This is a genomic window from Acidovorax sp. ST3 (assembly GCF_003231145.1).
Classification (GTDB): Bacteria; Pseudomonadota; Gammaproteobacteria; order Burkholderiales; family Burkholderiaceae_C; genus Acidovorax.
On the sequence record NZ_QKVP01000003.1, the window covers coordinates 359,324 to 382,479 of the forward strand.

At 65.6% G+C, this 23,156-nt stretch carries 22 protein-coding genes; 9 read left to right on the plus strand and 13 right to left on the minus strand.

Features of this window, described 5'->3' with window-relative positions:
- Positions 1-4 precede the first annotated feature (4 nt).
- Positions 5-844, plus strand: a complete 840-nt coding sequence (gene panC / locus DNK89_RS10885; protein ID WP_110960104.1) for a pantoate--beta-alanine ligase — start codon at positions 5-7, stop codon at positions 842-844.
- Positions 845-905: 61 nt separating this feature from the next.
- On the opposite strand, the gene DNK89_RS10890 is transcribed toward panC, so the two are convergent.
- Positions 906-1,637 (minus strand): alpha/beta fold hydrolase, encoded by a 732-nt coding sequence (locus DNK89_RS10890; RefSeq protein ID WP_110960105.1) that lies wholly within the window; start codon positions 1,635-1,637, stop codon positions 906-908.
- A 159-nt stretch (positions 1,638-1,796) separates the two neighbouring features.
- On the opposite strand from DNK89_RS10890, the gene DNK89_RS10895 reads away from it, so the two are divergent.
- The 3 genes from DNK89_RS10895 to DNK89_RS10905 all read left to right on the plus strand — a co-directional run bounded on the left by DNK89_RS10895 (position 1,797) and on the right by DNK89_RS10905 (position 9,091).
- Complete coding sequence (locus tag DNK89_RS10895) at positions 1,797-5,294, plus strand: DUF2126 domain-containing protein (RefSeq protein WP_110960106.1); 3,498 nt, start codon at positions 1,797-1,799, stop codon at positions 5,292-5,294.
- A 162-nt stretch (positions 5,295-5,456) separates the two neighbouring features.
- Positions 5,457-8,102, plus strand: a complete 2,646-nt coding sequence (locus tag DNK89_RS10900) for a circularly permuted type 2 ATP-grasp protein (protein WP_110960107.1) — start codon at positions 5,457-5,459, stop codon at positions 8,100-8,102.
- Positions 8,103-8,104: 2 nt separating this feature from the next.
- The gene (locus DNK89_RS10905) at positions 8,105-9,091 is read left to right on the plus strand and encodes a transglutaminase family protein (protein ID WP_110960108.1); all 987 of its coding nucleotides are present in this window, start codon (positions 8,105-8,107) and stop codon (positions 9,089-9,091) included.
- Here the strand turns inward: DNK89_RS10905 and DNK89_RS10910 are convergent.
- The 8 genes from DNK89_RS10910 to DNK89_RS10945 all read right to left on the minus strand — a co-directional run bounded on the left by DNK89_RS10910 (position 9,057) and on the right by DNK89_RS10945 (position 15,985).
- Positions 9,057-10,016 (minus strand): alpha-E domain-containing protein, encoded by a 960-nt coding sequence (locus DNK89_RS10910; RefSeq protein WP_110960109.1) that lies wholly within the window; start codon positions 10,014-10,016, stop codon positions 9,057-9,059. The genes DNK89_RS10905 and DNK89_RS10910 overlap by 35 nt on opposite strands.
- The gene (locus DNK89_RS25020) at positions 10,010-10,171 is read right to left on the minus strand and encodes an alpha-E domain-containing protein (protein WP_370220907.1); all 162 of its coding nucleotides are present in this window, start codon (positions 10,169-10,171) and stop codon (positions 10,010-10,012) included. The genes DNK89_RS10910 and DNK89_RS25020 overlap by 7 nt, the downstream gene beginning before the upstream one ends.
- Positions 10,168-11,700 carry a circularly permuted type 2 ATP-grasp protein gene (locus DNK89_RS10920; protein ID WP_110960110.1) on the minus strand — a complete coding sequence of 511 codons (1,533 nt, stop codon included), beginning with the start codon at positions 11,698-11,700 and terminating at the stop codon, positions 10,168-10,170. Before DNK89_RS10920 ends, DNK89_RS25020 begins: the two co-directional genes overlap by 4 nt.
- A 93-nt stretch (positions 11,701-11,793) precedes the next feature.
- A complete protein-coding gene (locus DNK89_RS10925; protein ID WP_110960111.1) occupies positions 11,794-12,975 on the minus strand; it encodes a putative zinc-binding metallopeptidase in 1,182 nt (393 codons plus the stop codon).
- 185 nt (positions 12,976-13,160) lie between these two features.
- Entirely contained in the window at positions 13,161-13,478 is a 318-nt protein-coding gene (locus tag DNK89_RS10930; protein ID WP_015015472.1) for a BON domain-containing protein, read from the minus strand.
- Between the two features lie 165 nt (positions 13,479-13,643).
- Positions 13,644-14,036 carry a hypothetical protein gene (locus tag DNK89_RS10935; RefSeq protein WP_110960112.1) on the minus strand — a complete coding sequence of 131 codons (393 nt, stop codon included), beginning with the start codon at positions 14,034-14,036 and terminating at the stop codon, positions 13,644-13,646.
- 74 nt (positions 14,037-14,110) lie between these two features.
- Positions 14,111-14,275: a DUF1328 domain-containing protein gene (locus tag DNK89_RS10940; RefSeq protein WP_110960113.1), complete on the minus strand. Its 165-nt coding sequence runs from the start codon at positions 14,273-14,275 to the stop codon at positions 14,111-14,113.
- A gap of 303 nt (positions 14,276-14,578) precedes the next feature.
- Positions 14,579-15,985, minus strand: coding sequence for a CHASE3 domain-containing protein (locus DNK89_RS10945; protein WP_110960114.1), 1,407 nt, complete (start codon positions 15,983-15,985; stop codon positions 14,579-14,581).
- Positions 15,986-16,107: 122 nt separating this feature from the next.
- Between DNK89_RS10945 and DNK89_RS10950 the strand changes: the two genes are divergently transcribed.
- Positions 16,108-16,740 carry a response regulator transcription factor gene (locus DNK89_RS10950; protein ID WP_015015475.1) on the plus strand — a complete coding sequence of 211 codons (633 nt, stop codon included), beginning with the start codon at positions 16,108-16,110 and terminating at the stop codon, positions 16,738-16,740.
- Between the two features lie 131 nt (positions 16,741-16,871).
- Here the strand turns inward: DNK89_RS10950 and DNK89_RS10955 are convergent, their stop codons facing one another.
- The 4 genes from DNK89_RS10955 to gpmA all read right to left on the minus strand — a co-directional run bounded on the left by DNK89_RS10955 (position 16,872) and on the right by gpmA (position 20,579).
- On the minus strand, positions 16,872-17,309 hold the full coding sequence (locus DNK89_RS10955) for a response regulator (RefSeq protein WP_110960383.1): 438 nt from the start codon (positions 17,307-17,309) through the stop codon (positions 16,872-16,874).
- 112 nt (positions 17,310-17,421) lie between these two features.
- Entirely contained in the window at positions 17,422-18,171 is a 750-nt protein-coding gene (locus DNK89_RS10960; RefSeq protein WP_056066553.1) for a HesA/MoeB/ThiF family protein, read from the minus strand.
- A gap of 105 nt (positions 18,172-18,276) precedes the next feature.
- The gene (locus tag DNK89_RS10965; protein WP_056065928.1) at positions 18,277-19,713 is read right to left on the minus strand and encodes a S41 family peptidase; all 1,437 of its coding nucleotides are present in this window, start codon (positions 19,711-19,713) and stop codon (positions 18,277-18,279) included.
- Between the two features lie 122 nt (positions 19,714-19,835).
- Complete coding sequence (gene gpmA / locus DNK89_RS10970; RefSeq protein WP_110960115.1) at positions 19,836-20,579, minus strand: 2,3-diphosphoglycerate-dependent phosphoglycerate mutase; 744 nt, start codon at positions 20,577-20,579, stop codon at positions 19,836-19,838.
- An 87-nt stretch (positions 20,580-20,666) separates the two neighbouring features.
- Here gpmA and DNK89_RS10975 point away from each other — a divergent pair, with 87 nt between their 5' ends.
- The 4 genes from DNK89_RS10975 (at position 20,667) to DNK89_RS10990 (ending at position 23,046) form a co-directional block, all read left to right on the plus strand.
- Positions 20,667-21,074: a rhodanese-like domain-containing protein gene (locus DNK89_RS10975; RefSeq protein ID WP_110960116.1), complete on the plus strand. Its 408-nt coding sequence runs from the start codon at positions 20,667-20,669 to the stop codon at positions 21,072-21,074.
- A gap of 78 nt (positions 21,075-21,152) precedes the next feature.
- Positions 21,153-21,410, plus strand: coding sequence for a glutaredoxin 3 (gene grxC / locus DNK89_RS10980; protein ID WP_015015481.1), 258 nt, complete (start codon positions 21,153-21,155; stop codon positions 21,408-21,410).
- 108 nt (positions 21,411-21,518) lie between these two features.
- Positions 21,519-21,977 carry a protein-export chaperone SecB gene (gene secB / locus DNK89_RS10985; protein ID WP_060985051.1) on the plus strand — a complete coding sequence of 153 codons (459 nt, stop codon included), beginning with the start codon at positions 21,519-21,521 and terminating at the stop codon, positions 21,975-21,977.
- A gap of 52 nt (positions 21,978-22,029) precedes the next feature.
- Positions 22,030-23,046 carry an NAD(P)H-dependent glycerol-3-phosphate dehydrogenase gene (locus DNK89_RS10990; protein ID WP_110960117.1) on the plus strand — a complete coding sequence of 339 codons (1,017 nt, stop codon included), beginning with the start codon at positions 22,030-22,032 and terminating at the stop codon, positions 23,044-23,046.
- Positions 23,047-23,156 lie beyond the last annotated feature (110 nt).

Below are 23,156 nucleotides of genomic sequence, written 5' to 3' on the forward strand. Positions count from 1 at the left end.
CCCCATGCTGATTGCCCGCTCGATTGCCGACCTGCGCCAGGCCCTGGCCCCCTACCGCCGCCCCGCCTTTGTGCCCACCATGGGCAACCTGCACGATGGGCACATTGCCCTGGTGCGCCAGGCCCAACCCCTGGGCGATGTGACCGTGGCCAGCATCTTTGTGAACCGGCTGCAGTTTCTGCCGCACGAGGACTTTGACAGCTACCCCCGCACCTGGGAGGCCGACTGCGCCCAGCTGCAGGCCGCCGGTTGCGATGTGCTGTTTGCGCCGCGCGAGGCGGACCTGTACCCCGAGCCCCAGACCTTCAAGGTGCACCCCGACCCGCAGCTCGCCGACATGCTCGAAGGCCACTTCCGCCCCGGCTTTTTTGTGGGCGTGAGCACGGTGGTGATGAAGCTGTTTGCCTGCGTGCTGGGCGCCACCGGTGGCGTTGCCGTGTTTGGCAAGAAGGACTACCAGCAGCTCATGGTGATCCGCCACATGGTGCGGCAGTTTGCGCTGCCCATTGACATCGTGGCGGGCGAGACCTGCCGCGCGGCCGACGGCCTGGCGCTGAGTTCGCGCAATGGCTACCTCAGCCTGGAAGAACGCCAGGAGGCCGTGGCCCTGTCGCAGGCCCTGAAGCGGCTGGCGCAGCAGTGGCTGGACGCCAGCGACCGCAGCGCGCTGGAGGCCCAGGCGCAAGACGCGCTGCGCGCGCGGGGCTGGGCGCCCGACTACCTCACGGTGCGCCGCCGCGCCGACCTGCTGCCCGCCTCGGCCGACGATGTTGCAGGCACGCTGGTAGCGCTGGGTGCGGCACGGCTGGGCAGCACGCGGTTGATTGACAACCTGGAGTTTTGATTAGCTACCATTTTTATAGCTGCTCAGGCAAATTTCACTAGCGCTTCCAGCCAAAAACGCTTCAACTCACTTCAATCCACCCGTTGCGGGCCAGCCACTGCACCACCAAGCGGGTCACCACCTCGGGCTGCTCCATAGTCAGCATGTGGCCGCTGCCCGGCAGCAGGTGTTGCTCGGCGCCAGGCACCAGCGCCGCAATCTCTGCCGAGCATTCCGGCGGCGTGAGCTGGTCGGCCGCACCACACACCACCAGCACGGGGCAAGCCACCTGCGGCAGGTGCACCCGCGCATCGGGCCGGTGGATGACGGCGCGGTTCTGGCGCACCAGGTGGTCAGCGCCCGCATCCAGCACAAAGTCCAGGTAGGCCTGCACTAGGTCCGTCTTGGCGGCGTTCACGGGGTGAAAGGCCAGGGCCACGTTGGGCTCGATGACCTCGCGCACACGGCCCTGTTCAAACAGTTCGATGGCGCCTTCGCGCAGGGCGCGCATGTCGGGTGTCTCGGGCCGGGCGGTGGTGCCCAGCAGCGCCAGCCCTGCGACCCGCTGGGGCGCTTGACGTGCAGCCTCCATGGCAATCATGCCGCCCATCGATGCGCCGGCCAGCACCAGCGGCCCCGCATGCTGTGCCAGCAGCCGGGCAGCAAAGTCCTCGATGCGATGCAGGTTGACATCCTGGTGGGCGGTGGCGACCTCGGGGCGCAGCGCGGCGGGCAGCAGCGGCAGAACGCCACGCCACATGCGTTCATCGGCGGCAAGGCCGGGCAGGAGCAGAAGTTGGGAGGAATGGGACATGGGTCAAAAGAGCGTCACCAAGATGGTGCGCGATCAGAAAAAACAGGCGGCCCCAGCAGCAGGGCAAGAGCCGCACATTGTGAACAGCCGATGACCACTTGTCATCGCCCCCGGAATAGTTGCCCGCGATGGCTCAGGACTTGCTAGCATGCCCCGTATATGCCCATTCACGCCGCGCTCCACCACGTCACGCACTACCAATACGACCGGCTGGTCGGCCTCGGGCCGCAGACCATCCGATTGCGGCCTGCGCCCCATTGCCGCAGCAATGTGATTTCGTATTCGCTCAAGGTCGAGCCCGCGCAGCACTTCATCAACTGGCAGCAAGACCCGTTTGCCAACTACCAGGCGCGGCTGGTCTTCCCCGAGAAGACGCGCGAGTTCAAGGTCACGGTGGACCTGGTGGTGGAGATGGCGGTGTACAACCCCTTCGACTTCTTCCTTGAGCCCGAGGCCGAGCACATCCCCTTCAAGTACAGCAGCGATGTGCAGCAGGAGCTGGCCCCCTACCTGGCCACCGAGCCGATGACGCCGCTGGTGCAGGCGTATCTGGACAAGATCGACCGCAGCAAGCAGCGCACCATCGACTTTCTGGTCAAACTCAACCAGCAGGTGTCGCAGGACATCCGCTACCTGATCCGCCTGGAGCCCGGCGTGCAGACGCCCGAAGAGACGCTGCAAAAAGCCAGCGGCTCGTGCCGCGACTCGGGCTGGCTGCTGGTGCAGCTGCTGCGCCACCTGGGGCTGGCGGCACGGTTTGTGTCGGGCTACCTGATCCAGTTGACCCCCGATGTGAAGGCGCTGGACGGCCCCAGCGGCACCGACCACGACTTCACCGACCTGCACGCCTGGTGCGAGGTCTACCTGCCCGGCGCGGGTTGGATTGGCCTGGATGCCACCAGCGGCCTGATGGCGGGCGAGGGCCACATCCCGCTGGCCTGCACACCGCAACCCTCCGGGGCCGCGCCGATTGAAGGCGGCGTGGACAAGGCCGAGGTGGACTTTAGCCACGAGATGCGCGTGACGCGCATCTACGAATCGCCCCGCGTGACCAAGCCCTACACCGAAGACCAGTGGCAGGCCGTGCTGGCGCTGGGCGAGCAGGTGGACACCGACCTGGTAGCAGGCGATGTGCGCCTGACCATGGGTGGCGAGCCCACCTTTGTGGCCGTGGGCGACCGCGATGCGCCCGAGTGGAACACCGATGCCCTGGGCCCCACCAAGCGCGGCTTTGCCACCGAACTCACGCACAAGCTGCGTGCCGAATACGGCCAGGGTGGCTTTCTGCACTTTGGCCAGGGCAAGTGGTACCCCGGCGAGCAGTTGCCGCGCTGGGCGCTGTCGATCTGCTGGCGCGCCGACGGCCAGCCCGCGTGGCAGAACCCTGCGTTGTTTGCCGACGAGCGTGACCCATCGCACTACACCAGCGCCGACGCTGAACGTTTTGTGCGCCACCTCACGCGCAAGCTGGGCATCACCGACCGCTACATCCAGCCGGGTTACGAAGACACCTTCTATTACCTTTGGCGCGAGCGGCGCCTGCCAATCAACGTGGACCCGTTCGACGCACGCCTGGACGACGAGCTGGAGCGCGCGCGCCTGCGCCGCGTGTTCGAGCAAAAGCTCGACAGCGTGGTGGGCTATGTGCTGCCGCTGCAGGCGGGCGTAGGCACCGGCACGCTAGCGGGCAGCCTGTGGAGCACCGGGCCGTGGTTCTTCCGCGACGACCGCATGCTGCTCATCCCCGGCGATTCGCCCATGGGCTACCGCCTGCCGCTGGACGCCCTGCCCTGGGTGAAGGTCTCCGACACCGAACACCTGATCCCGCAAGACCCGACCGCCCCACAAGGCCCGCTGGCTGCTGCCGCCACGCTGCGCGCGCGGTATTCCGTGCCATTCGGCCCGGTCACCGGCGACCGCGACCTGCGCTATCTGGCGGGCGCCACTGCGCCGGGCGAGGCACGGCGCGTGGCGCAGAGCACTGCGGGTGGTGATAACGCGCGCCTGGCCGGTCAGCCCGACCCGCATGCGGGCGTGCAGCCGCCGGGCAAGTTCCAGTCGGCCGCAGGCCTGTCGCGCACCGCCCTGTGCGTAGAGGTGCGAGACCCACGCCGCGCCAGCGGCCCCAAGGCCGAGAAGGTGGGCGAGAAATACGGCGTGCTGTACGTCTTCATGCCCCCGCTGGCGCGCCTGGAAGACTACCTGGACCTGCTGGCCGCCATCGAGGCCACGGCTGAAGAGCTGGGCATGAAGATCGTGCTCGAAGGCTACCCGCCGCCGCGCGACGCACGCCTCAAAGTGCTGGCCGTCACGCCCGACCCCGGCGTGATCGAGGTGAACATCCACCCCGCCAGCCACTGGAAAGAGCTGGTGCAGCACACCGAGTTTCTGTACCAGGCCGCGTGGGAGACGCGCCTGTCAGCCGAGAAGTTCATGACCGATGGCCGCCACACCGGCACCGGCGGCGGCAACCACTTTGTGATGGGCGGCGCCACCCCGGCCGACTCGCCGTTCTTGCGCAAGCCTGAGCTGCTGGCCAGCCTGCTGCTGTACTGGCACAACCACCCCAGCCTGAGCTATTTGTTCAGCGGCCTGTTCATCGGCCCCACCAGCCAGTCGCCCCGCGTGGACGAGGCGCGCAACGACCAGCTGTACGAACTGGAGATTGCCCTGCGCGAGATCGAGGCCAACCGCGCGATCTACGGCCAGGACATGCCGCCCTGGCTGGTGGACCGCACGCTGCGCAACATCCTGGTGGATGTGACGGGCAACACGCACCGCAGCGAGTTCAGCATCGACAAGATGTTCTCGCCCGACAGCAGCACGGGCCGCCTGGGCCTCTTGGAGCTGCGCGCGTTCGAGATGCCGCCCCACGCCCACATGAGCGTGGTGCAGCAGCTGCTGCTGCGCGCCTTGATCGCCCGCTTCTGGAAGGCGCCCTACCGCGCGCCCGCCGCCCGCTGGGGCACCGAGCTGCACGACCGCTGGATGCTGCCCACCTTCATCCAGCAGGACATGCACGATGTGGTGGCCGAGATGAACGCCGCAGGCTACGCGTTTGACCCCGCCTGGTTTGCGCCGCAGTTCGAGTTCCGCTTCCCCATGGTCGGTACCGTCCAATCGATGGGCGTGGAACTGACCCTGCGCAACGCGCTGGAGCCCTGGCACGTGATGGGCGAAGAAGGCTCTGCGGGCGGCACCGTGCGCTACGTGGACTCGTCGCTGGAGCGCATCGAGGTGCGCGTGACCGGCATGAACGAAAGCCGCCATGTGGTCACCGTCAACGGCCAACCGCTGCCGCTGCAGAGCACGGGCACGACCGGCGAATTTGTGGCAGGCGTGCGCTACAAGGCCTGGAACCCGCCTTCGGCCCTGCACCCGACCATTGGCGCGCATGCGCCGCTCACGTTCGACATCGTAGACACCTGGATGAACCGCTCGCTGGGCGGCTGCCAGTACCACGTGGCGCACCCGGGCGGGCGCAACTACGACACCTTCCCGGTCAACGCCTACGAGGCCGAAAGCCGCCGCCTGGCGCGCTTCTCGCGCATGGGCCACACGCCGGGGCGGCTGGCTGTGCCGCCTGCGACGATTGAGCTGCCGGGCAGCCGGGAGTTTCCGTTCACGCTGGATCTGCGGCGCAAGATGCGGCCGTAGGAAAGCCCCCCTGAGTCGCTGCGCGCCTTCCCCCAAGGGGGACGACGCCAGTGGCCTGGCAAAGCCAGTTCCACGGCGTCCACGGGTCGGGGCCGCGCTGGCTTTGCAGGCTGTGGGTAACCCGCAGAGTGCCGGAGACCAAATGCCCGAAAATCGAGCGCAGTGAACCATCTTAACGACAGCCTTCCCCCTCCCGACCCTTCCGACAGCGCGGCCCAATGGGCGGCTGCGCTGGCGCCTGCTGCGGCGGCCGGGCATTTTGACGAGTTGCGGGGTGCCCGTGTGCCGGATGCATCCAGCACGGCCACCGCAGCGTCAGCTCCTCAATCAATAGCAACCAACCCAAACATCACTAGCGCCTGGGCCCAATTTTTTGATCAATTGGGCCCCGAGGGCTTTCAGGACCTGGACCGGCGCATGCAGAGCCTGCAGCGCCAGGTGCGCGACAACGGCATCACCTACAACGTCTATGCCGACGCCGACGGCCCGCAGCGGCCCTGGTCGGTGGACCTGTTCCCGCTGATCCTCTCGCAGGGCGACTGGGCGCACATCGAGCGCGGCGTGTTGCAGCGCGCCCGCCTGCTCGACCGCGTGATGGCCGACGTGTATGGCCCGCAGGAGCTGCTGCGCAGCGGTCTGCTGCCCAGCGCCCTGGTGCAGGGGCACCCCGGCTACCTGCGCGCCATGCGCGGCGTGCAGCCCGTGGGCGGCACCCATCTGCACATCGCCGCATTCGACATGGCGCGCGATGCGCAGGGCGCCTGGTGGGTGGTCACGCAACGCACGCAGGCGCCCTCGGGCCTGGGGTATTTGCTGGAGAACCGGCTGCTCATCTCGCGCCTGTTCCCCGAGGCATTCAGCCAGATGCATGTGCAGCGCCTGGCCGCCACCTACCGCGCGCTGCTCGACGGGCTGCGGCAGATGAGCCCTGCGGGGGCGGATGCGCGCATCGTGCTGCTCACGCCCGGCCCGTACAACGAGACCTATTTTGAGCATGCCTACCTGGCGCGCTATCTGGGCCTGACGCTGGTGGAGGGCAACGACCTTACGGTGCGCGACGCGCGCCTGTACCTCAAGACCCTGCACGGCCTGCAGCCGGTGCACGGCATCCTGAAGCGCCTGGACGACGAGTTTCTAGACCCGCTGGAGCTGCGCAGCGACTCGCGCCTGGGCGTGCCCGGCTTGCTACAGGCCATCCGCGCGGGCAACGTGCTGGTGGCCAATGCGCCGGGCTCGGCGTTCCTCGAATCGTCGGCGCTGCTGGGCTTTATGCCCGCGCTGTCGCGCCACCTGCTGGGCGAAGAGCTGGCCCTGCCGTCGCTGCCCACCTGGTGGTGTGGCGAACGCTCGGCCATGCAGGCGGTGCTGCCGCAGCTCGCGCACAGCGTGATCCGCCCCACCTGGCCCATGGCGCAGCGCGTGCCCGTGCTGGGCGGCGCGCTGTCGGCGCAAGACCTGGCGCAGTGGTCCTCACGCATTGAAGCGCAGGGCGATGAATACACCGTTCAGGCCCACCTGCCGCTGTCGCAAATGCCCACCTGGCGCACCAAGGACACGGAGGGTGCCGCGTCAGATCGCAGCCCCATCGCCCCCCGCTCGGTGATGCTGCGCGTGTTTGCGGTGTGCGACGGCCCGGGCTCCTGGCGCGTGTTGCCGGGCGGGTTGGCCCGTCTGGCCCAAGGCGACAGCGGCATTACATCGATGCAGCGCGGTGGCAGCAGTGCCGACGTGTGGGTGCAGACCGATGGCCCCGTGGACACCACCACACTGCTGGCCCACAACCAGGCCGCGCCCGCCGTGGTGCACCGCAGCCGCCAGGTGACCAGCCGCGCGGCAGAAAACCTGTTCTGGCTGGGCCGCTACACCGAGCGCACCGAGAACGTCACGCGCCTGGCGCGCATCACGCTGCAATGCCTGAACGGCGAGGACCAGACCTCGCAACCGCTGCTGGCTTGGCTGAGCGCCATGGGCGTGAGCCAGGGGCTGGTGCTGCCCACGGTGCCGGCGGCGGGGCAGGCGCGGCGCGTGTTCGAGCGCTCGCTGATCGCCGGGCTGACGCAGCCCGCTCAGGTGACCAGCGTGGGCTTCAACCTGCGCGGCATTCTGGGCGCCGCATCGGCCGTGCGCGACCGCCTGTCGCAAGAGCACTGGAACCTCATCGTGCGGGCCGAGGCGGAGTTTTTTGCGCCCCGCACCGGGGCCGAAGACGACGGCGACTATTCGCCGCTGGATGCGCTGCGCCAGTTGGAAGTGCTGAGCGGCCACACCGCCGCCATGACCGGCCAGCAGACCGACCGCATGACCCGCGACGACGGCTGGCGCCTGCTCTCCATTGGCCGCCATCTGGAGCGCCTGGGCTTTCTGGCCTCGGCGCTGGAAAGCGGCCTGCAGACCGGCGCCGTGCAGGATGAAGGCGGCTTTGAGGCCATGGTGGCGCTGTTTGACAGCACCATCACCTTCCACGCGCAGTACCAGCAGCGGCGCGACATGCCCGCCCTGCTGGACCTGCTGGTGATCGACCGCGACAACCCCCGCTCGCTGGCCTGGGTGGCGCAGACGCTGCGCGGGCGCATCACCAAGATCGAAGCAGCTGCGGGCACGCCCGGCGAATCCGCCGCCACGGGCATCCCTGATGCGTCCGACCTGTTGCTGGCGGCCTTGTGCGCACAGGACGCCGAGGGCCGCCATGCCGCGCTGGAGGACTATCTGGGACGCTGTGTGCGGGGCGTGTTGGGCTTGTCGGATGTGCTGGCCACGCGCTACTTCACCCACTCCATCGACGCATTGCGGCACAGCGTAGGAGCTTGACCATGAGGCTGCGCGTCATCCACGAAACGGTGTACCACTACACCCCCACGGTGCAGAACGCCCAGCACATGGCCCATCTGCGCCCGCGCACCGGCATGGTGCAGCGCGTGCTGACCCACAGCCTGCAGGTGGACCCCGCCCCAACCCAGTGCAACATGGTGCAGGACGTGTTTGGCAACACCCGCACGTTCTTCAGCCTGCCCTTCACCCACGAGCAACTGCGGGTGCGCGCCGAAAGCCTGCTGGAGACCCTGCCCGTGCCCGCCGCGCCGCCCGGCGAGCCCTGGGATGCCGTGCGCGAGCGCCTGAGCTACCGGCGCGGCCAGCCCTACCACGCGGCCACCGAGTTCAGCTTTGCCTCGCCCTACATCCCCCGGCACGCCGACTTTGTGGCCTATGCCGCCGACAGCTTTGCGCCGGGCCGCCCGCTGATGCAGGCCGCCAGCCACCTGATGTCGCGCATCCATGCCGACTTTGCCTACACCGCCAATGCCACCGACGCGGGTACGCCCGCGCTCGAATCGCTGCGGCTGCGCCGGGGCGTGTGCCAGGACTTTGCCCACGTGATGATTGGCTGCCTGCGCAGCCTGGGCCTCGCGGCTCGGTATGTCAGCGGCTACCTGCTGACCGAGCCCCCACCCGGCCAGCCCCGGCTGGTGGGGGCCGATGCCTCGCACGCCTGGGTGTCGGTGTGGTCGCCTTCAGCGGATGACAGGGGCGGCGCGCTGGTCGAGAACGCCTGGTTTGACCTGGACCCCACCAACGACCGCCCGGCAGGCGAAGACTACGTGACCCTGGCCATCGGCCGCGATTTTTCGGATGTGTCGCCGCTGCGCGGTGTGATACACGGCGGCGACCACCATGTGCTGCAGGTGGGGGTGACGGTGGAGCCGGTACCCGAAGCCACGGCCGCTACTGCTGCGGCCGCTGCACTGACTGCGTCAGACGCCCCCCTCACACTGCCGCAGGCACCAGGAAGTCCCGGCTGATCCGCGCCCCCAGGTCGTTCACCCGCTCCAGGAACTGGGTGAGGTAGGCGTGCAGGCCATGGGTCAGGATCTCATCGATGCGCGCGAACTTGAGGTGTGCCAGCAGCCGCCCCGCGTGCCGCTGGGTCTCGGCCGACTGGCCGCTGGCCAGCATGTCGAGGTTGCCCAGCACCTCCTTCATGCAGGCGTGCAGCGAGCGGGGCATGTCGGCCCGCAGGATCAGCAGCTCGGCCACGCGCTCGGGGGTGATCACGTCGCGGTACACCTTGCGGTAGGTCTCGAAGCCCGACACGCTGAGCAAGATGGCGCTCCAGTGATAGAAGTCGTAGTCCTGATCCTGCGCCGCGGCCGCGCCCCTGAAGTCGCTTTGCACCGCGTGGAACTTCACGTCCAGCAGCCGCGCCGTGTTGTCGGCCCGCTCCAGAAACGTGCCCAGGCGCATGAAGTGCAGCGCCTCGTCCTGCAGCATGGTGCCCACCGTCACCCCGCGCGACAGGTGCGAGCGGAACTTCACCCATTCAAAGAACCGCGCCGGGTCCTGCTCCAACGCACCGCTCGCAATCAGGCGGTTCACTTCAAGCCAGGTCTGGTTCTGGATTTCCCAGGCCTCGGTGTTGAGCGCCCCACGCACCGCCCGCGCGTTCTCGCGCGCGGCCTGCAGGCAGGCCACGATGGACGAGGGGTTGCTCGGGTCCTTGACCATGAAGTCGAGCACCTTGGCAGGCGTCACCTCGCCATGCTGGGCGGTGTAGGCGGGCAGCAGCTCGCTGATGGACAGCAAGCCCTGCCAGCCGAGGGTGGCGACCTCGGTCGATTGGGGCAGCAACGCGCTCTGGTAGTTGACGTCCAGCATCCGGGCGGTGTTCTCTGCCCTTTCGGTGTAACGGGCCATCCAGAACAAATGATCGGCGGTGCGGCTTAGCATGTGATCTCCTTCTTGGACGAGGGCAGAGAACCCCGAGCGTGTTGCACACGCTTGCCGTATTTTTTCGAAAGCCCCGCTACGCAGGGCTTTTCTGCCCGCTCGGTGTAACGGGCCATCCAGAGCAAACGATCGGCAGTACGGCTCAGCATGGTCATTCCCTCCCTTGGCTTTGTGTTTGCATGGGCAAGGACGAGGCCTGCGCTGCCGCAGGCTGATCGCCCAGCACCCAGGTGTCCTTGGTGCCCCCGCCCTGCGACGAATTGACCACCAGCGATCCCTCCTTGAGGGCCACGCGCGTGAGGCCGCCCGCCACCATCTGCACCTTCTGGCCGCTGAGCACAAATGGCCGCAGGTCGATGTGGCGGGGTGCAATGCCGTTGTCCACATAGGTGGGGCAGCTGGAGAGGCTGAGCGTGGGCTGGGCGATGTAGCCGTCGGGCTTGGCGATGACTGCGGCGCGGAAAGCGTCGATCTCGGCCCGGGTGGCTGCAGGGCCAATCAGCATGCCGTAGCCGCCCGCGCCATGGACTTCCTTCACCACCAGTTCGTGCAGGTGGTCCAGCACGTACCGCAGGTCGTCCGGCTTGCGGCACATCCAGGTGGGGACGTTCTGCAGGATGGGCTCCTCCCCCAGGTAGAAGCGGATCATGTCCGGCACGTAGGGGTAGATGGACTTGTCGTCGGCCACGCCCGTGCCCACGGCGTTGCAGATGGCGACATTGCCCGCCCGGTAGGCGGCCATGAGCCCCGCACAGCCCAGGGTGGAGGTGGGGCGGAAAACGTCGGGGTCGAGGAAATCGTCATCCACCCGGCGGTAGATCACATCCACCCGCTGCAGGCCACGCGTGGTGCGCATGTACACAAACTGGTCCTTGACCACGAGGTCCTGCCCCTCGACCAGCTCCACGCCCATCTGCTGCGCAAGGAAGGCGTGCTCGAAGTAGGCGCTGTTGTACATGCCGGGCGTGAGCACCACCACGGTCGGGTCGGCTGCGCCAGCCGGGGCGCTGGCGCGCAGTGTGTCCAGCAACAGGTCCGGGTAGTGCGCCACCGGTGACACCTGGTGCTGTGCGAACAGTTCGGGGAACAGCCGCATCATCATCTTGCGGTCTTCGAGCATGTAGCTCACGCCGCTGGGCACGCGCAGGTTGTCTTCCAGCACGTAGTACACGCCCTCGCCCGAAGCGTTCGGCGCACGCACGATGTCGATGCCGCTGATGTGGGAGTAGATGTCGAGCGGCACATGAACGCTGACCATCTCGGGCCGGAACTGGGCGTTGCGCAGGATCTGCTCGGCCGGCACGATGCCTGCGCGCAGGATTTCCTGGCCGTGGTACACGTCGTGAATGAAGCGGTTGAGCGCCGTGACCCGCTGCACCAGGCCGCGCTGCATGTGCGCCCATTCCTGCTGCGGAATGATGCGCGGGATCAGGTCAAAGGGGATGAGCCGCTCGGTGCCCGCGCCGTCCTCGTCCTTGGCGCCGTATACGGCAAAGGTGATGCCCACGCGCCGGAAGATGACCTCGGCCTCGGCGCGGCGCGCCTGCATGGACTCGGCGCTCTGGCGCGCCAGCCATTGCGCAAACCGCGCATAGTGGGGCCGCACATCGCTGTCCGCCCAGCCTGCCGCACCGTCCAGGCTGGCCAGGGGCAGCCGGGTAACCATCTCGTCGAACTTCTGCATGAGAGCCAATCTCCTGCAAGCCCTCAAGCAAGTTCCAGGCCGTATTCAAGCCCTGCGGACGGCGTGGCCGCCAAATTTCAGCCAAACCGCCTGCTAGCGCTGGTCTTTATTGGCTGTTTTGCTATTTTTTTTGATACCTTGATGGGCAGCAGGTGGGGCTAGCGGAACGGGGGCCGGAGCGGCCACAGGGGCCGGCCGTGCGGCGGCCTCGCGCACCATGTCGTGCACAAAGCGCAGCTTGGCCAGCACCGCGCTCGCCAGCGCAAACGGGTAGGCGTCGGGCTGCCCCAGGCTGCGTGTGAGGCTGTTGAGCAGCAGCGTCAGCGGCACCAGGTGCTGCACCATGGACTGAAAGTCAGGCGCCGGACTGGCAAAGGGGTCGATGGCGCTGCTGCGCTGTGGGCCGTAGATGCCAGGGATCGTGACCTCGGTGGCATAACTGGCCGAGGTTTCCAGCAGGTCGATCATGTGCAGGTAGTGCGCCCAGGTTTCGGCCCAGTCTTCCCAGGGGTGGGCGGCGGCGTAGGCGCTCACATGGTGGTCGGCCCAGTCGTTACCGTCATTGCCCTTGGCATAGTGCGCCTCCAGGGCCGCTGCATAGTCCTGGCGCTCGTCACCAAACATCTGGCGAAAGTCATCCAGCCGCCCACCATCGCGCACCAACTGGTCCCAGTAGAAGTGGCCGGACTCATGGCGCAGGTGGCCAATCAGCGTACGGTAGGGCTCACCCAGCGCGATGCGGCGGCGCGCACGCTCATCGTCATCGGCCTCGGCCACGTTGAGGGTGATGGTACCGTTGTTGTGGCCCGTCAGCACGGGCGGGCCGCCCGGCACCTCGGCCAAAAACTCAAACACCGGGCTCGTGCCGCCGGGCGCAGGCTCCAGCCCCAGGCGGGCCAGGCTGTAGAACAGCCGCCGCTTGGCGGCTTCGATCTGCATCCAACGCCCCATGTTCGCAGGCTCGGACAGGTCGGGCATCACGCGGGTCTGGCGGCACGACACACACAGCTCGGTGAAATCGTGGACGGGTATCGCAAAGTTGCAGGCTTGGTGGTCCGTGTGGTTGCGGCACATGCGATACAGGCGCCCGCTGGAATGGGCATCGCCCTGCCTGCCCCGGCGGCGCCACAGTTCGGCACCATCTTGCGGTGCAGGGGTCAGCGCGGCGATGGTCAGCGCATCGGGCAAAAACGCCAGCGCGCTGCCGCAATGCAGACATTGCACGCTGTCAAAAAACACCAGATGACCGCAATGGTCGCAATTGAATACGCGCATGGTGTGGAGCTTATACCCCGTGGCCCGGAGCAAGGTGAATGAACAGTGCAGGCTCCACCCCATACAGCAACAGGGGGTGGCCCCATGAAAAAAAACAGGCCCCGGGACATGCCTGGAGCCTGCTTCAGGGGGTGCGCCATTGCGCAGGGCACTAAGCCCACGCATTAGGCACAAGCCCCTTACGGTCAGGGACGCACAACGATGCTGTTGCGCACTTCGCGCACATGCTTGGTGTTGCGGGCAATGTTTTCAGCCTGGTTCTTTTCGGTCTGCGACTTGGCAAAGCCCGACAGCTGCACCGTGCCGTTCAGCGTTTCCACGCTGATGGAGGTGGCGGACACGTTCTTGTCTTCGGCCATCTTGGCCTTCACGGCAGCGGTGATGCCGGCGTCATCCACATAAGAACCCACAGTCTGCTGTTCGCGAGCCACCGAGCAGCCCGTGGCCGTAACGATGGTGATGCCAGCGACTGCGGCGAAAGCGAGGGCACGTGCGTATTTCATGGTGTTTTCCTTGTTCAAGAATGGTTGGGAACGCGGGTGCTGGGACATATTCAATCCACCGGTCTGTTGCACCCTCCGCGACCGGCGGACTGTGGGAAAAGGGCTAAAAAATCAGAGCTGGCAGGGCACCGGCGGACGAACGCCGGCATCACCCACTTTCAACGCTCAGTATGCATCGCGGCGGCGCGACATCCACATCGCCACGGTGGCCAGCAGGGCACCCGATGCGGCGGCGATCAACAGCGACTTGCCGGGCTGCTCAGCCACGTACTTGCTGGTGGCTTCTGCGGCCTGCTGCATCTGGCGGCGTGCACGCGCGCTGGTCTCGGCGCAGTAGTCAATGCTGCGGGCAGCCAGGTCCTGGGCACGGGCGGCCAGGTCGTCAATGGCGGGATCGGCCTGGCGGCGCAGGGCACGCACACGTTCTTCGGCCTTGTCGAGCGACTGGTCTGCGGCAGCACGCGTGGTCTGCACAGCCTCTTGGGCGCTTTGCAGCACGTCATCGGTGAGGTTGCGAACGCCAGTCGTCACTTTGTCGGTTGCTGTCTGAAGGCTCATCAAAAAACTCCTTGGGATATGCAAAAGGGGAATGCGCGAGGGGCTGGGGCGAAGGCCGGGCCGTCAGGCCAGGCTTACCCCTTTTTGAGCAGACCCAGCACGAAGGTGATCACGGCCATGATCACGAACACAAAGAACAGAATCTTTGCGATGCCCACGGCGCCGGCAGCAATACCGCCAAAACCGAAGAGGGCTGCAATCAGCGCGATCACCAGAAAAACAACTGCGTAGTGCAACATTTCCATCTCCTTATGGGTGGCCGGCTTGCCGGCAGATCGGGTGGCGCCAAAACCTCAGCGCCTGGGGTCAACTGTAGGTATCGCCCGCAGCCCTGAATGCCGGTGTGCGGCGCGCCCCCGTGTCGGCGGCGCAGTGGGGGTGGTGTAGGACGGCACGCACGGGCAGATACCGACGGCTACGCCGCGCAGGGCGGTGCTACGGCCCAGGTGCAGCGCCCCGTGCCCGTGATGGCCGTACCCGGTTAGCCGTGCATCGCGGCGAGAGGGGAAGAAGGGGGATGGGAAAAGCCGTAGGCCTGGGCTTCAGGCGTCATGCGCAGCGGCGTCGCGGCGTGTATCTGAGGCAGTGCGCGGCAGTGGCAAAACGGCCGACAACAAAGTGCCATTGCCCGGCCGCGAGGTGAGCGTGAGGCGCCCGCCCGCCGCCTCAACCCGGTGGCGCATGCCGGCCAGGCCGTGCGAGGTGGGGCGCACGCTGCCGGGGTCAAAACCCACGCCATCGTCGCGCACCTGCACCGCCACATGCGTGGGGTAGCCGTGCACCGACACCAGCACCTTGCTGGCCTTGGCGTACTTGCCGATGTTGGTCAGTGCCTCCTGCACCATGCGGTACACCGTGAGCTGCGCTGCATCGGGCAATTGCACCGGCTCCAGGCTGGTCTCGACGTCGATGCCTGCGCGCTCGGCGTATTCGCGCGTCAGGATCTCCAGTGCGGCCGTGAGCCCCAGGTTCGACAGGGACGAAGGCCGCAGGTCTTCGATGATGCGGCGCTTGAGCGCAATGCCGCTGTTGAGCGTCTCCGTCAGGTGCTTGAGCCGCTCCGACACATCGGGGGCAGTGGCGTCGATCTTTGACTTGAGGCGCGCCACATCCAGCTTGGCGGCCGTCAGCAGCGCGCCGAGTTCGTCATGCAGCTCTCGCGCCAGATGGCCGCGCTCTTCTTCGCGTACCTGTTGCAAGTGGTTGGCCAGCTCAGACAACGTCGCGGTGCGATCGCGCACGAGGCCCTCCAGGCGGTCGCGCTCGCGCTCCAGCACCTCTTGCTCGCGCAGGTTCACCGTTTGCACGGCCTGCGTCTGGCGCAGGTACATGTAAAAGGCCAGCAGGCCGATGGCAGTGACTGTGGCAATGCCGATGCGCGACAGCATCAGCGACTGCTCGATCTGCTCGCGGCCTTGCTGCAGGCGCTTGTCGCTGCGGGCGATGAGCTCTTGCGCATGTTGGCGGATCGCCTCCATGTGTTCCTTGCCCACATCGGTGTTGAGGATGAACTTCCACGCGTCTTCGTTGCCCTGGCGGCGCAGGCGCAGGCTCAGTTCCATCTCGGCCAGCTTGCGCGATATCTGCCGCGACAACAGCGCAAACTCCTGCATGTCTTCCGGCGAGGCCATGAACTGCATGCGCAGGCTGTCGAGATTGGTCTGCACGGTGGCCACGGCCTTGTCGTAGGGCTCCAGGTAGGTTTCATTGCCCGTGAGCAGATAGCCGCGCTGACCGGTTTCTGCGTCTAGCATGCTCTGCAGCAGCTTGTTCACATCAGACCGTGTGGTGAGCCCCTGGGCCAATTGCTCCACCGCATCTTGCGAACGCATGTGCCCCGTTTCATTGATGCCCACCAGCACCATGGCCGCCAGCAGCGCCATGGGCAGGCTCAAAGCCATCTGTCGGACTTTTGGTAACCAACGCCGGGTGTTTTCTTGGAGATTCATACGCTTATTCTGGATAATGACCGACTACCGTTTTGACGCCCCTGCCGTGCCATGACACGATGGGGCATCTGGACTTCAACACACACCGGCAGTCTGTGGCTGCCGCCTCGAAAGAAGCATCAATGATCAAGATCGGCATTGTGGATGACCATGCGATTGTTCGTTCCGGGCTCAAGCAGTTCCTGTCCGAGCATGTGGACCTTCGGGTCGAGGGCGAAGCCGCCAACGGCCGCGAGGCCATCGACCTGGTGCGCAACAAGGAAATCGATGTATTGCTGATGGACCTGTCGATGCCCGGCCAAAGCGGGCTGGATGCCCTGGCCATGCTGCGCGCCAAGGCGCCCGACATGGGCATCCTGATCCTGAGCGGCTACCCCGAAGAACACTATGCGATCAACCTGATCCGCCAGGGCGCGAGCGGCTACCTGAACAAGGAGTGCGAGCCGTCGGAAATTGTGGAAGCCATCCGTACCATCGCGCTGGGCCGCCGCTACCTGACGCCTGCTGTTGCCGAGCTGCTCGCGCAGCAACTCAATCGCAAGGACGACGCACCGCCGCATGAGCAGCTGTCGGAGCGCGAGTTCCAGGTGTTTCTCAAGCTGGCCAAGGGAGAGACTGCGGGGGACATTGCCAAGTCGCTGTCGCTGAGCGTGAAGACAGTCAGCACCTACCGCACACGCTTGATGGAAAAGATGAGCCTGTCGTCCAACAGCGACCTGACCTACTACGCGCTCAAGAATCGCCTGATCGACTGACATCGCCTCGCCTGCCTGCGCCCTGCTGCCTCGTAGGGCCCAGGCATGGTGAGCTGCAGCGTTCGAAGAAAGGGAAGAAAAACCAACACCCCAACTACCGCATGCACTTACGCACGCGGCGGCGGGTTGTGTCACTGGACTGCGCCTGATGAGGCAGCTGGCGCTCCGCCGCTGCTGTTGGCGCCCATGGTGTGCGACAGGCTGCTGTGTTGCACACAGTAGTCGACCAGGGCATCGATCTCGTTGGACTTGTCAAACACCGCATCTACGCCCAGCTGCGCACAGCGCATGCGCACATCCGGCGTGGCGTAATTGCTCAGCACCACCATCTTCTGTCCCGGCCGGCGCGTACGGCACGCAGCCAGCACACCCAGCCCGCTGCCTTGCCGCAAGAACAGATCGACGATGGCCAAGTCCCATGCCTCGGGGTGGGCGGACAGCCAGTTGGTGCCTTCGTCTTCGGTTTCTGCCACGCCCACTGCTTCTACAGACGCCAACTCCTCCAGAGTCCCGATCAGGTTCTCGCGGATGGTCGCGTTGTCTTCAACAATGTAGGTGCGCAGTTTCACGGGCGGGTCCATGTGTACGGACAGTGCGGGTCACGCTGTCCTAGCCTTGAATTTAAGGCTTCCATGCGCCGGATTCTGCCAGCCACAACACGCTGGCCATGTAGGAAAAATCCTACCGCGCAACACACACCTTGCAATGGGCATGGCGCTGAACGCGCATGGTGCTCCACTCCATGGCCCGGCCATCGAGCATCAGCAGCCGCCCCGCCAGCGACTGACCCACGCCCGCTATGAGTTTGAGCGCCTCGGCTGCCTGCATCGCACCCACCACACCCACCAGCGGAGCAAATACACCCATCGTGGAGCAGCGGACTTCTTCAAACTCCGCATCCGGCGGGAAGATGCAGGCATAACAAGGCGACTGCGCATCGCGCGGGTCCACCACCGTGATCTGCCCATCGAACTGGATCACAGCCCCCGCCACCAAGGGTTTGTTGTGACGCACACACGCGGCATTGACCGCCTGGCGGGTCGCATAGTTGTCGCTGCAGTCGAGTACCACTGTGGCATCGCGCACCAGACTGTCGAGAGCCGCCGCATCCACCCGGGCCTGCAGTGCGGTGACCTGCACCTCGGGGTTGATGTCGGCCATGGCCTGCGCCGCCGACTGGACCTTGGGACTGCCCACGCGCGCGGTGGTGTGCGCAATCTGGCGCTGCAGGTTGGTCAGGTCCACCACGTCGTCATCGACGAGTGTGATGTGGCCCACACCGGCGGAAGCCAAGTACAGCGCAGCGGGCGACCCCAACCCGCCAGCGCCGATGATGAGAGCATGGGCTTCCAACACCCGCTCCTGCCCCTCGATGCCCACCTCGTCGAGCAGGATGTGGCGGGAATAGCGCAGGAGCTGGTCATCGGTCATGGGAAGGCGGGCCTGCAGCGGCCAAAAAATCAACGGTGAAACAGGCGGACATGAAAAAGGCTGGATTCCTCGCGAAATCCAGCCCGGGGTCAGAGCGCGAAAGGCTCAATTCTCTTTCTTTTCTTCCTTGCGCTCTGTCAGCGTCTTGCTGACCAGCACAGGGCGACCCTTGAGCTGATTGAGGGCCTGCACCAGCTGGAAGTCCTTGTCCGAACCGAATTCGGGCACCTTGCGGTCGGCCGCAGGCTTCTTGGCTTCTTCTTCCATGCGCTTGCGGGCTTCCTCACGGGCCTTTTCACGGGCTTCATCCTTCTTCTCTTCACCCTGGCCGCTGTTCAAGTGCTTGTCCAGATCTGCCTCGCGCATGCGCAAGGCGGCAAAGATGTTGCCCTCTTCCGACTCGTCAATCATCACGTCGGGCACGATACCCTTGGCCTGGATCGACTTACCACTCGGCGTGTAATAGCGTGCGGTGGTCAGCTTGATGCCCGTGTCAGGCCCCAGCGGACGCACGGTCTGCACCGAGCCCTTGCCGAAGGTCTGGCTGCCCATGATGGTGGCGCGCTTGTGGTCCTGCAGCGCGCCAGCCACGATCTCGCTGGCGGAGGCAGAGCCTTCGTTGACCAGCACCACCAGCGGCACCGCCTTGAGGGACGCGGGAAGGCGTTTGAGCGGATCACCGCCGCCCCGGCGCTGGTAGTAGTCAGGGGCAGCCTTGTAGGTGGCCTTGCTGTCGGCCAGCTGGCCATTGGTGGTGACCACCGTCACGTTCTCGGGCAGGAAAGCCGCAGAAATTGCCACGGCTGCATCCAGCAGGCCGCCCGGGTCGTTGCGCAGGTCCAGCACCAAGCCCTTGAGGTTGGGCTCCTGCTTGTAGACCTCTTCCACCTTGCGCACAAAGTCATCCACCGTGCGCTCCTGGAATTGCGACAGGCGGATCCAGGCGTAACCGGGCTCGATCACCTTGCCCTTGACGGACTGGGTCTTGATCTCTTCGCGCGTGATGGTGACGGGGAACGTGCGGTTCTCGTCCTTGCGGAAAATGGTGAGGGTGACCTTGGTGCTGGGCTCGCCGCGCATGCGCTTGACGGCGTCATTCAGCGCCAGGCCCTTGACGGCGGTTTCGTCAATTTTGGTGATCAGGTCGTTGGTCTTGAGGCCGGCGCGGAAGGCAGGCGAGCCTTCGATGGGCGACACGATCTTGATCAGGCCGTCTTCCTGCGTGATCTCGATGCCCACGCCCACGAAGCGGCCGGACGTGCCCTCGCGGAATTCCTTGAAGGACTTCTTGTCGAAATACTGGGAGTGCGGGTCCAGGCTGGACACCATGCCGGAGATGGCGTCGGTGATGAGCTTCTTGTCATCCACCGGCTCGACGTAATCGGTCTTGACCAGACCAAACACGGCGGAGAGTTGCTGGATTTCCTCAAGTGGTAGCGGTGTCATGGCGCCGCGCGCCACCGTTTGCAGTGACACCGTGGTGAGCGCACCCGCCACCACGCCTACCGATACCCATCCTGCAATCTTGAGTTTGTGGCCCATACAACACCTTTTACCGCTTCGAAACCAATATACACCTTGGAAGGGCCAAACCCGCCGCAGTTCCGCATGGATGCTCACTTTGGCGGGGATAAGCGGGGTTTTCCCCGCTCTTTACCTGCGATTTACGCTTTGCCCTGCGATGCCACGGCGGCTGCGGCCTTGGCCGCCGCTTCGGCATCGCCCAGATAGTAGTGACGGATGGGCTTGAGGTCGGCATCGAGCTCATATACCAGTGGAATCCCGTTGGGAATGTTCAGGCCCACGATGTCGGTCTCAGAGATGTTGTCCAGGTACTTCACCAGCGCACGGATGGAGTTGCCATGTGCAGCCACCACCACCCGCTTGCCGGACCGGATGGCAGGCGCCATGGCTTCGTTCCAGAAAGGCAGCACGCGGGCCACGGTGTCTTTCAGGCACTCGGTCAGGGGCACATTCTCGGCCGCCACCCCAGCGTAGCGGCGGTCACCGCGTTCGCTGCGCGGATCGGACGCTTCCAGGGCCGGCGGGGGCGTGTCATAGCTGCGGCGCCACACCAGCACCTGCTCGTCGCCGTACTGTTTGGCCATGTCAGCCTTGTTCAGGCCCTGCAGCGCACCATAGTGGCGCTCGTTCAGGCGCCAGTCCTTGACCACGGGCAGCCAGGTGCAGTCCATTTCGTCCAGCGTGTACCAAAGGGTGTGAATCGCGCGCTTGAGCACGCTGGTGAACGCCAGATCGAACTCGTAGCCCTCGGCCTTGAGCAGCTTGCCGGCCGACATGGCCTGGGAGACGCCGGTGGGTGTGAGGTCCACATCGGTCCAGCCGGTGAAGCGGTTTTCAAGGTTCCAGGTGGATTCGCCGTGGCGAATCAGAACGAGCTTGTACATGGTTTCCCCAGGAAAGGCAGGTCAAAAAAATGCGGGCCAAAACCCAGCATTCTAGAATTACGCTGTTCGCCAACCCAAGGAAGCTTCGTGAAATTCATTATTGATAACTGGTATCTGTTCCTCGTTGCACTGGCTTCGGGCAGCATGCTGCTGTGGCCGGTCCTGCAGAACGCCAGTGGCGGCTCGCTGACACCCGCACGCGCCGTGCAGCTCATCAACCGCGAAAAAGCGGTGGTCATCGACGTGTGCGAAGCCGAGGAATTCGCGGCCGGCCACGTGACCGGCGCCAAGAACGTGCCCGTGTCCCAGCTGGAAGAGCGCCTGCCCACTGTGGTCAAGAACAAGGCCCTGCCCGTGGTGCTGGTCTGTGCCAGCGGCGCCCGCGCCAATCGCGCTGTCGGCATTGCCAAAAAGCTGGGCTACGACAACGCCCAGGCCATGGCCGGCGGCATGAAGGCCTGGCGCGAAGCCAGCCTGCCTGTGGAAAAAGCCTGATCCGCCCCCAGTTATTCGGTCAGCGCTAGTCTTGCGACTGGTTTTTCAGCCCCACAGGAAGAAAGAGGAAGGTTCGCCATGCAACCCGTGAAGATGTACACCACCGCCGTCTGCCCCTACTGCATCCGGGCCAAGCAGATCCTCAAGTCCAAGGGCGTGGAGCAGATCGAGGAGATCCGCATCGACACCGACCCCGCCGCGCGCAGCCACATGATGGAAATTACCGGCCGCCGCACGGTGCCGCAGATCTACATCGGCGACACCCACGTGGGCGGCCACGATGACCTGGTGGCACTGGACAGCCGTGGCGAGCTGATGCCCCTGCTCGGCGCCTGACCGCCTCTGCGGGCGCTGCATAATGCAGCCCCATGTGCCCGCTGCGGGAGCTGCTCCCCGGCGGGTTTTGTTTTGCTAGCAATTTCGTAAGAGCAAAGAGACTTCACCATGGCCGACCAAGAAAACCCCGTGTTCCAGATCCAGCGCGTCTACCTCAAGGACATGTCGCTGGAGCAACCCAACTCCCCCGCCATCCTGCTCGAACAAGAGCAGCCCAGCGTGGACATCCAGCTCGGCGTGGAAGCCACCCCCGTGGCCGAAGGCATTTTTGAAGTGGCCGTCACGGCCACCGTGCAGACCAAGATCAAGGACAAGACCGTGTTCCTGGTCGAAGCCAAGCAAGCCGGTATCTTCGAAATCCGCAACGTGCCCGAAGACCAGATGGGCCCCATCATGGGCATCGCTTGCCCCCAGATCGTGTACCCCTATTTGCGAGGCAACGTGGCCGACCTGATCAACCGCGCTGGCTTCCCGCCCGTGCACCTGGCTGAAATCAACTTCCAGGCCATGTACGAGCAGCAGCAAGCCCAGGCTGCTGGCCAAGCTTCGCCCATCATCACGCAGTAAGCATTTGCAGGCATTTATGCCTGTAGTGCTTGATGAATAAGCGCATACAGCTATGAAAATCATAGTATTGGGCGCTGGAGCCTGGGGGACGGCGGTGGCCGTGAGTGCTGCCCAGCACCCCGCAGGCCATGCCGTCACCTTGTGGGCGCGTGATGCCGCCCAGGCGGCCCAGATGCAGACGCAGCGGTACAACGCGCGTTACCTGCCCGGCATCACCCTCCCCCACTCCCTCATGCTGGCCCATGGCGACTTTGCTGCGCTATGGACCGGCGCCGACCTCGTCATCGTGGCCACCCCCATGGCCGCTTTGCGCGGCATGCTGCAGGCCCTGCACGGCTGCGCCGCGCCCGTGGCCTGGCTGTGCAAGGGTTTTGAAGCCGTGCCTGCGGGGGGCGCCTCAGCATCTTTTGGGCTGCTGGCGCACGAGATACAAGCGCAGATAGCTCCTGATTTAATAGCAGGCGTATTCAGCGGCCCCAGCTTTGCGCAAGAAGTGGCGCTGGGCCAGCCCACCGCCCTGGTGGCAGCCAGCCCCCATGCGCAGGTGCGCGATGCGCTGGTCAACGCCTTCCACAGCCCCAGCGTGCGCGTGTATGCCAACGAAGACATCGTGGGCGTGGAGGTGGGTGGCGCGGTGAAAAACGTGCTGGCCATTGCCACCGGCCTGTGCGACGGGCTTGCGCTGGGTCTCAACGCCCGCGCCGCACTCATCACGCGCGGCCTGGCTGAGATGACGCGGCTGGGCCTGGCGCTGGGCGCGCGGCCCGACACCTTCATGGGCCTGTCCGGCCTGGGCGACCTGGTGCTGACCGCCACCGGCGACCTGTCGCGCAACCGGCGCGTGGGCATGCTGCTGGCCGAGGGCAAAACCCTGCCGCAGGCCGTCGAGTCGCTGGGCCATGTGGCCGAGGGCGTTTACAGCGCCCGCACCGTGGCGCAGCGGGCGGCCCAGCTGGGGGTGGACATGCCCATCACCCGCGCGGTGGTGGCGCTGCTGGATGGCCAGCTCACGCCGGCCGATGCGGTCGTCACGCTGATGGGACGCGGGCCGGCCTCCGAGCTGGTGTGACCCCATCCTGATCCCCCAAGACAAAAGGCCCCTGCGGAACTCCACAGGGGCCTTTTGTTTGGCGGCGTCAATGCCATGCGCGCCAGGATGCGGGTTCAGAACACCCCAAA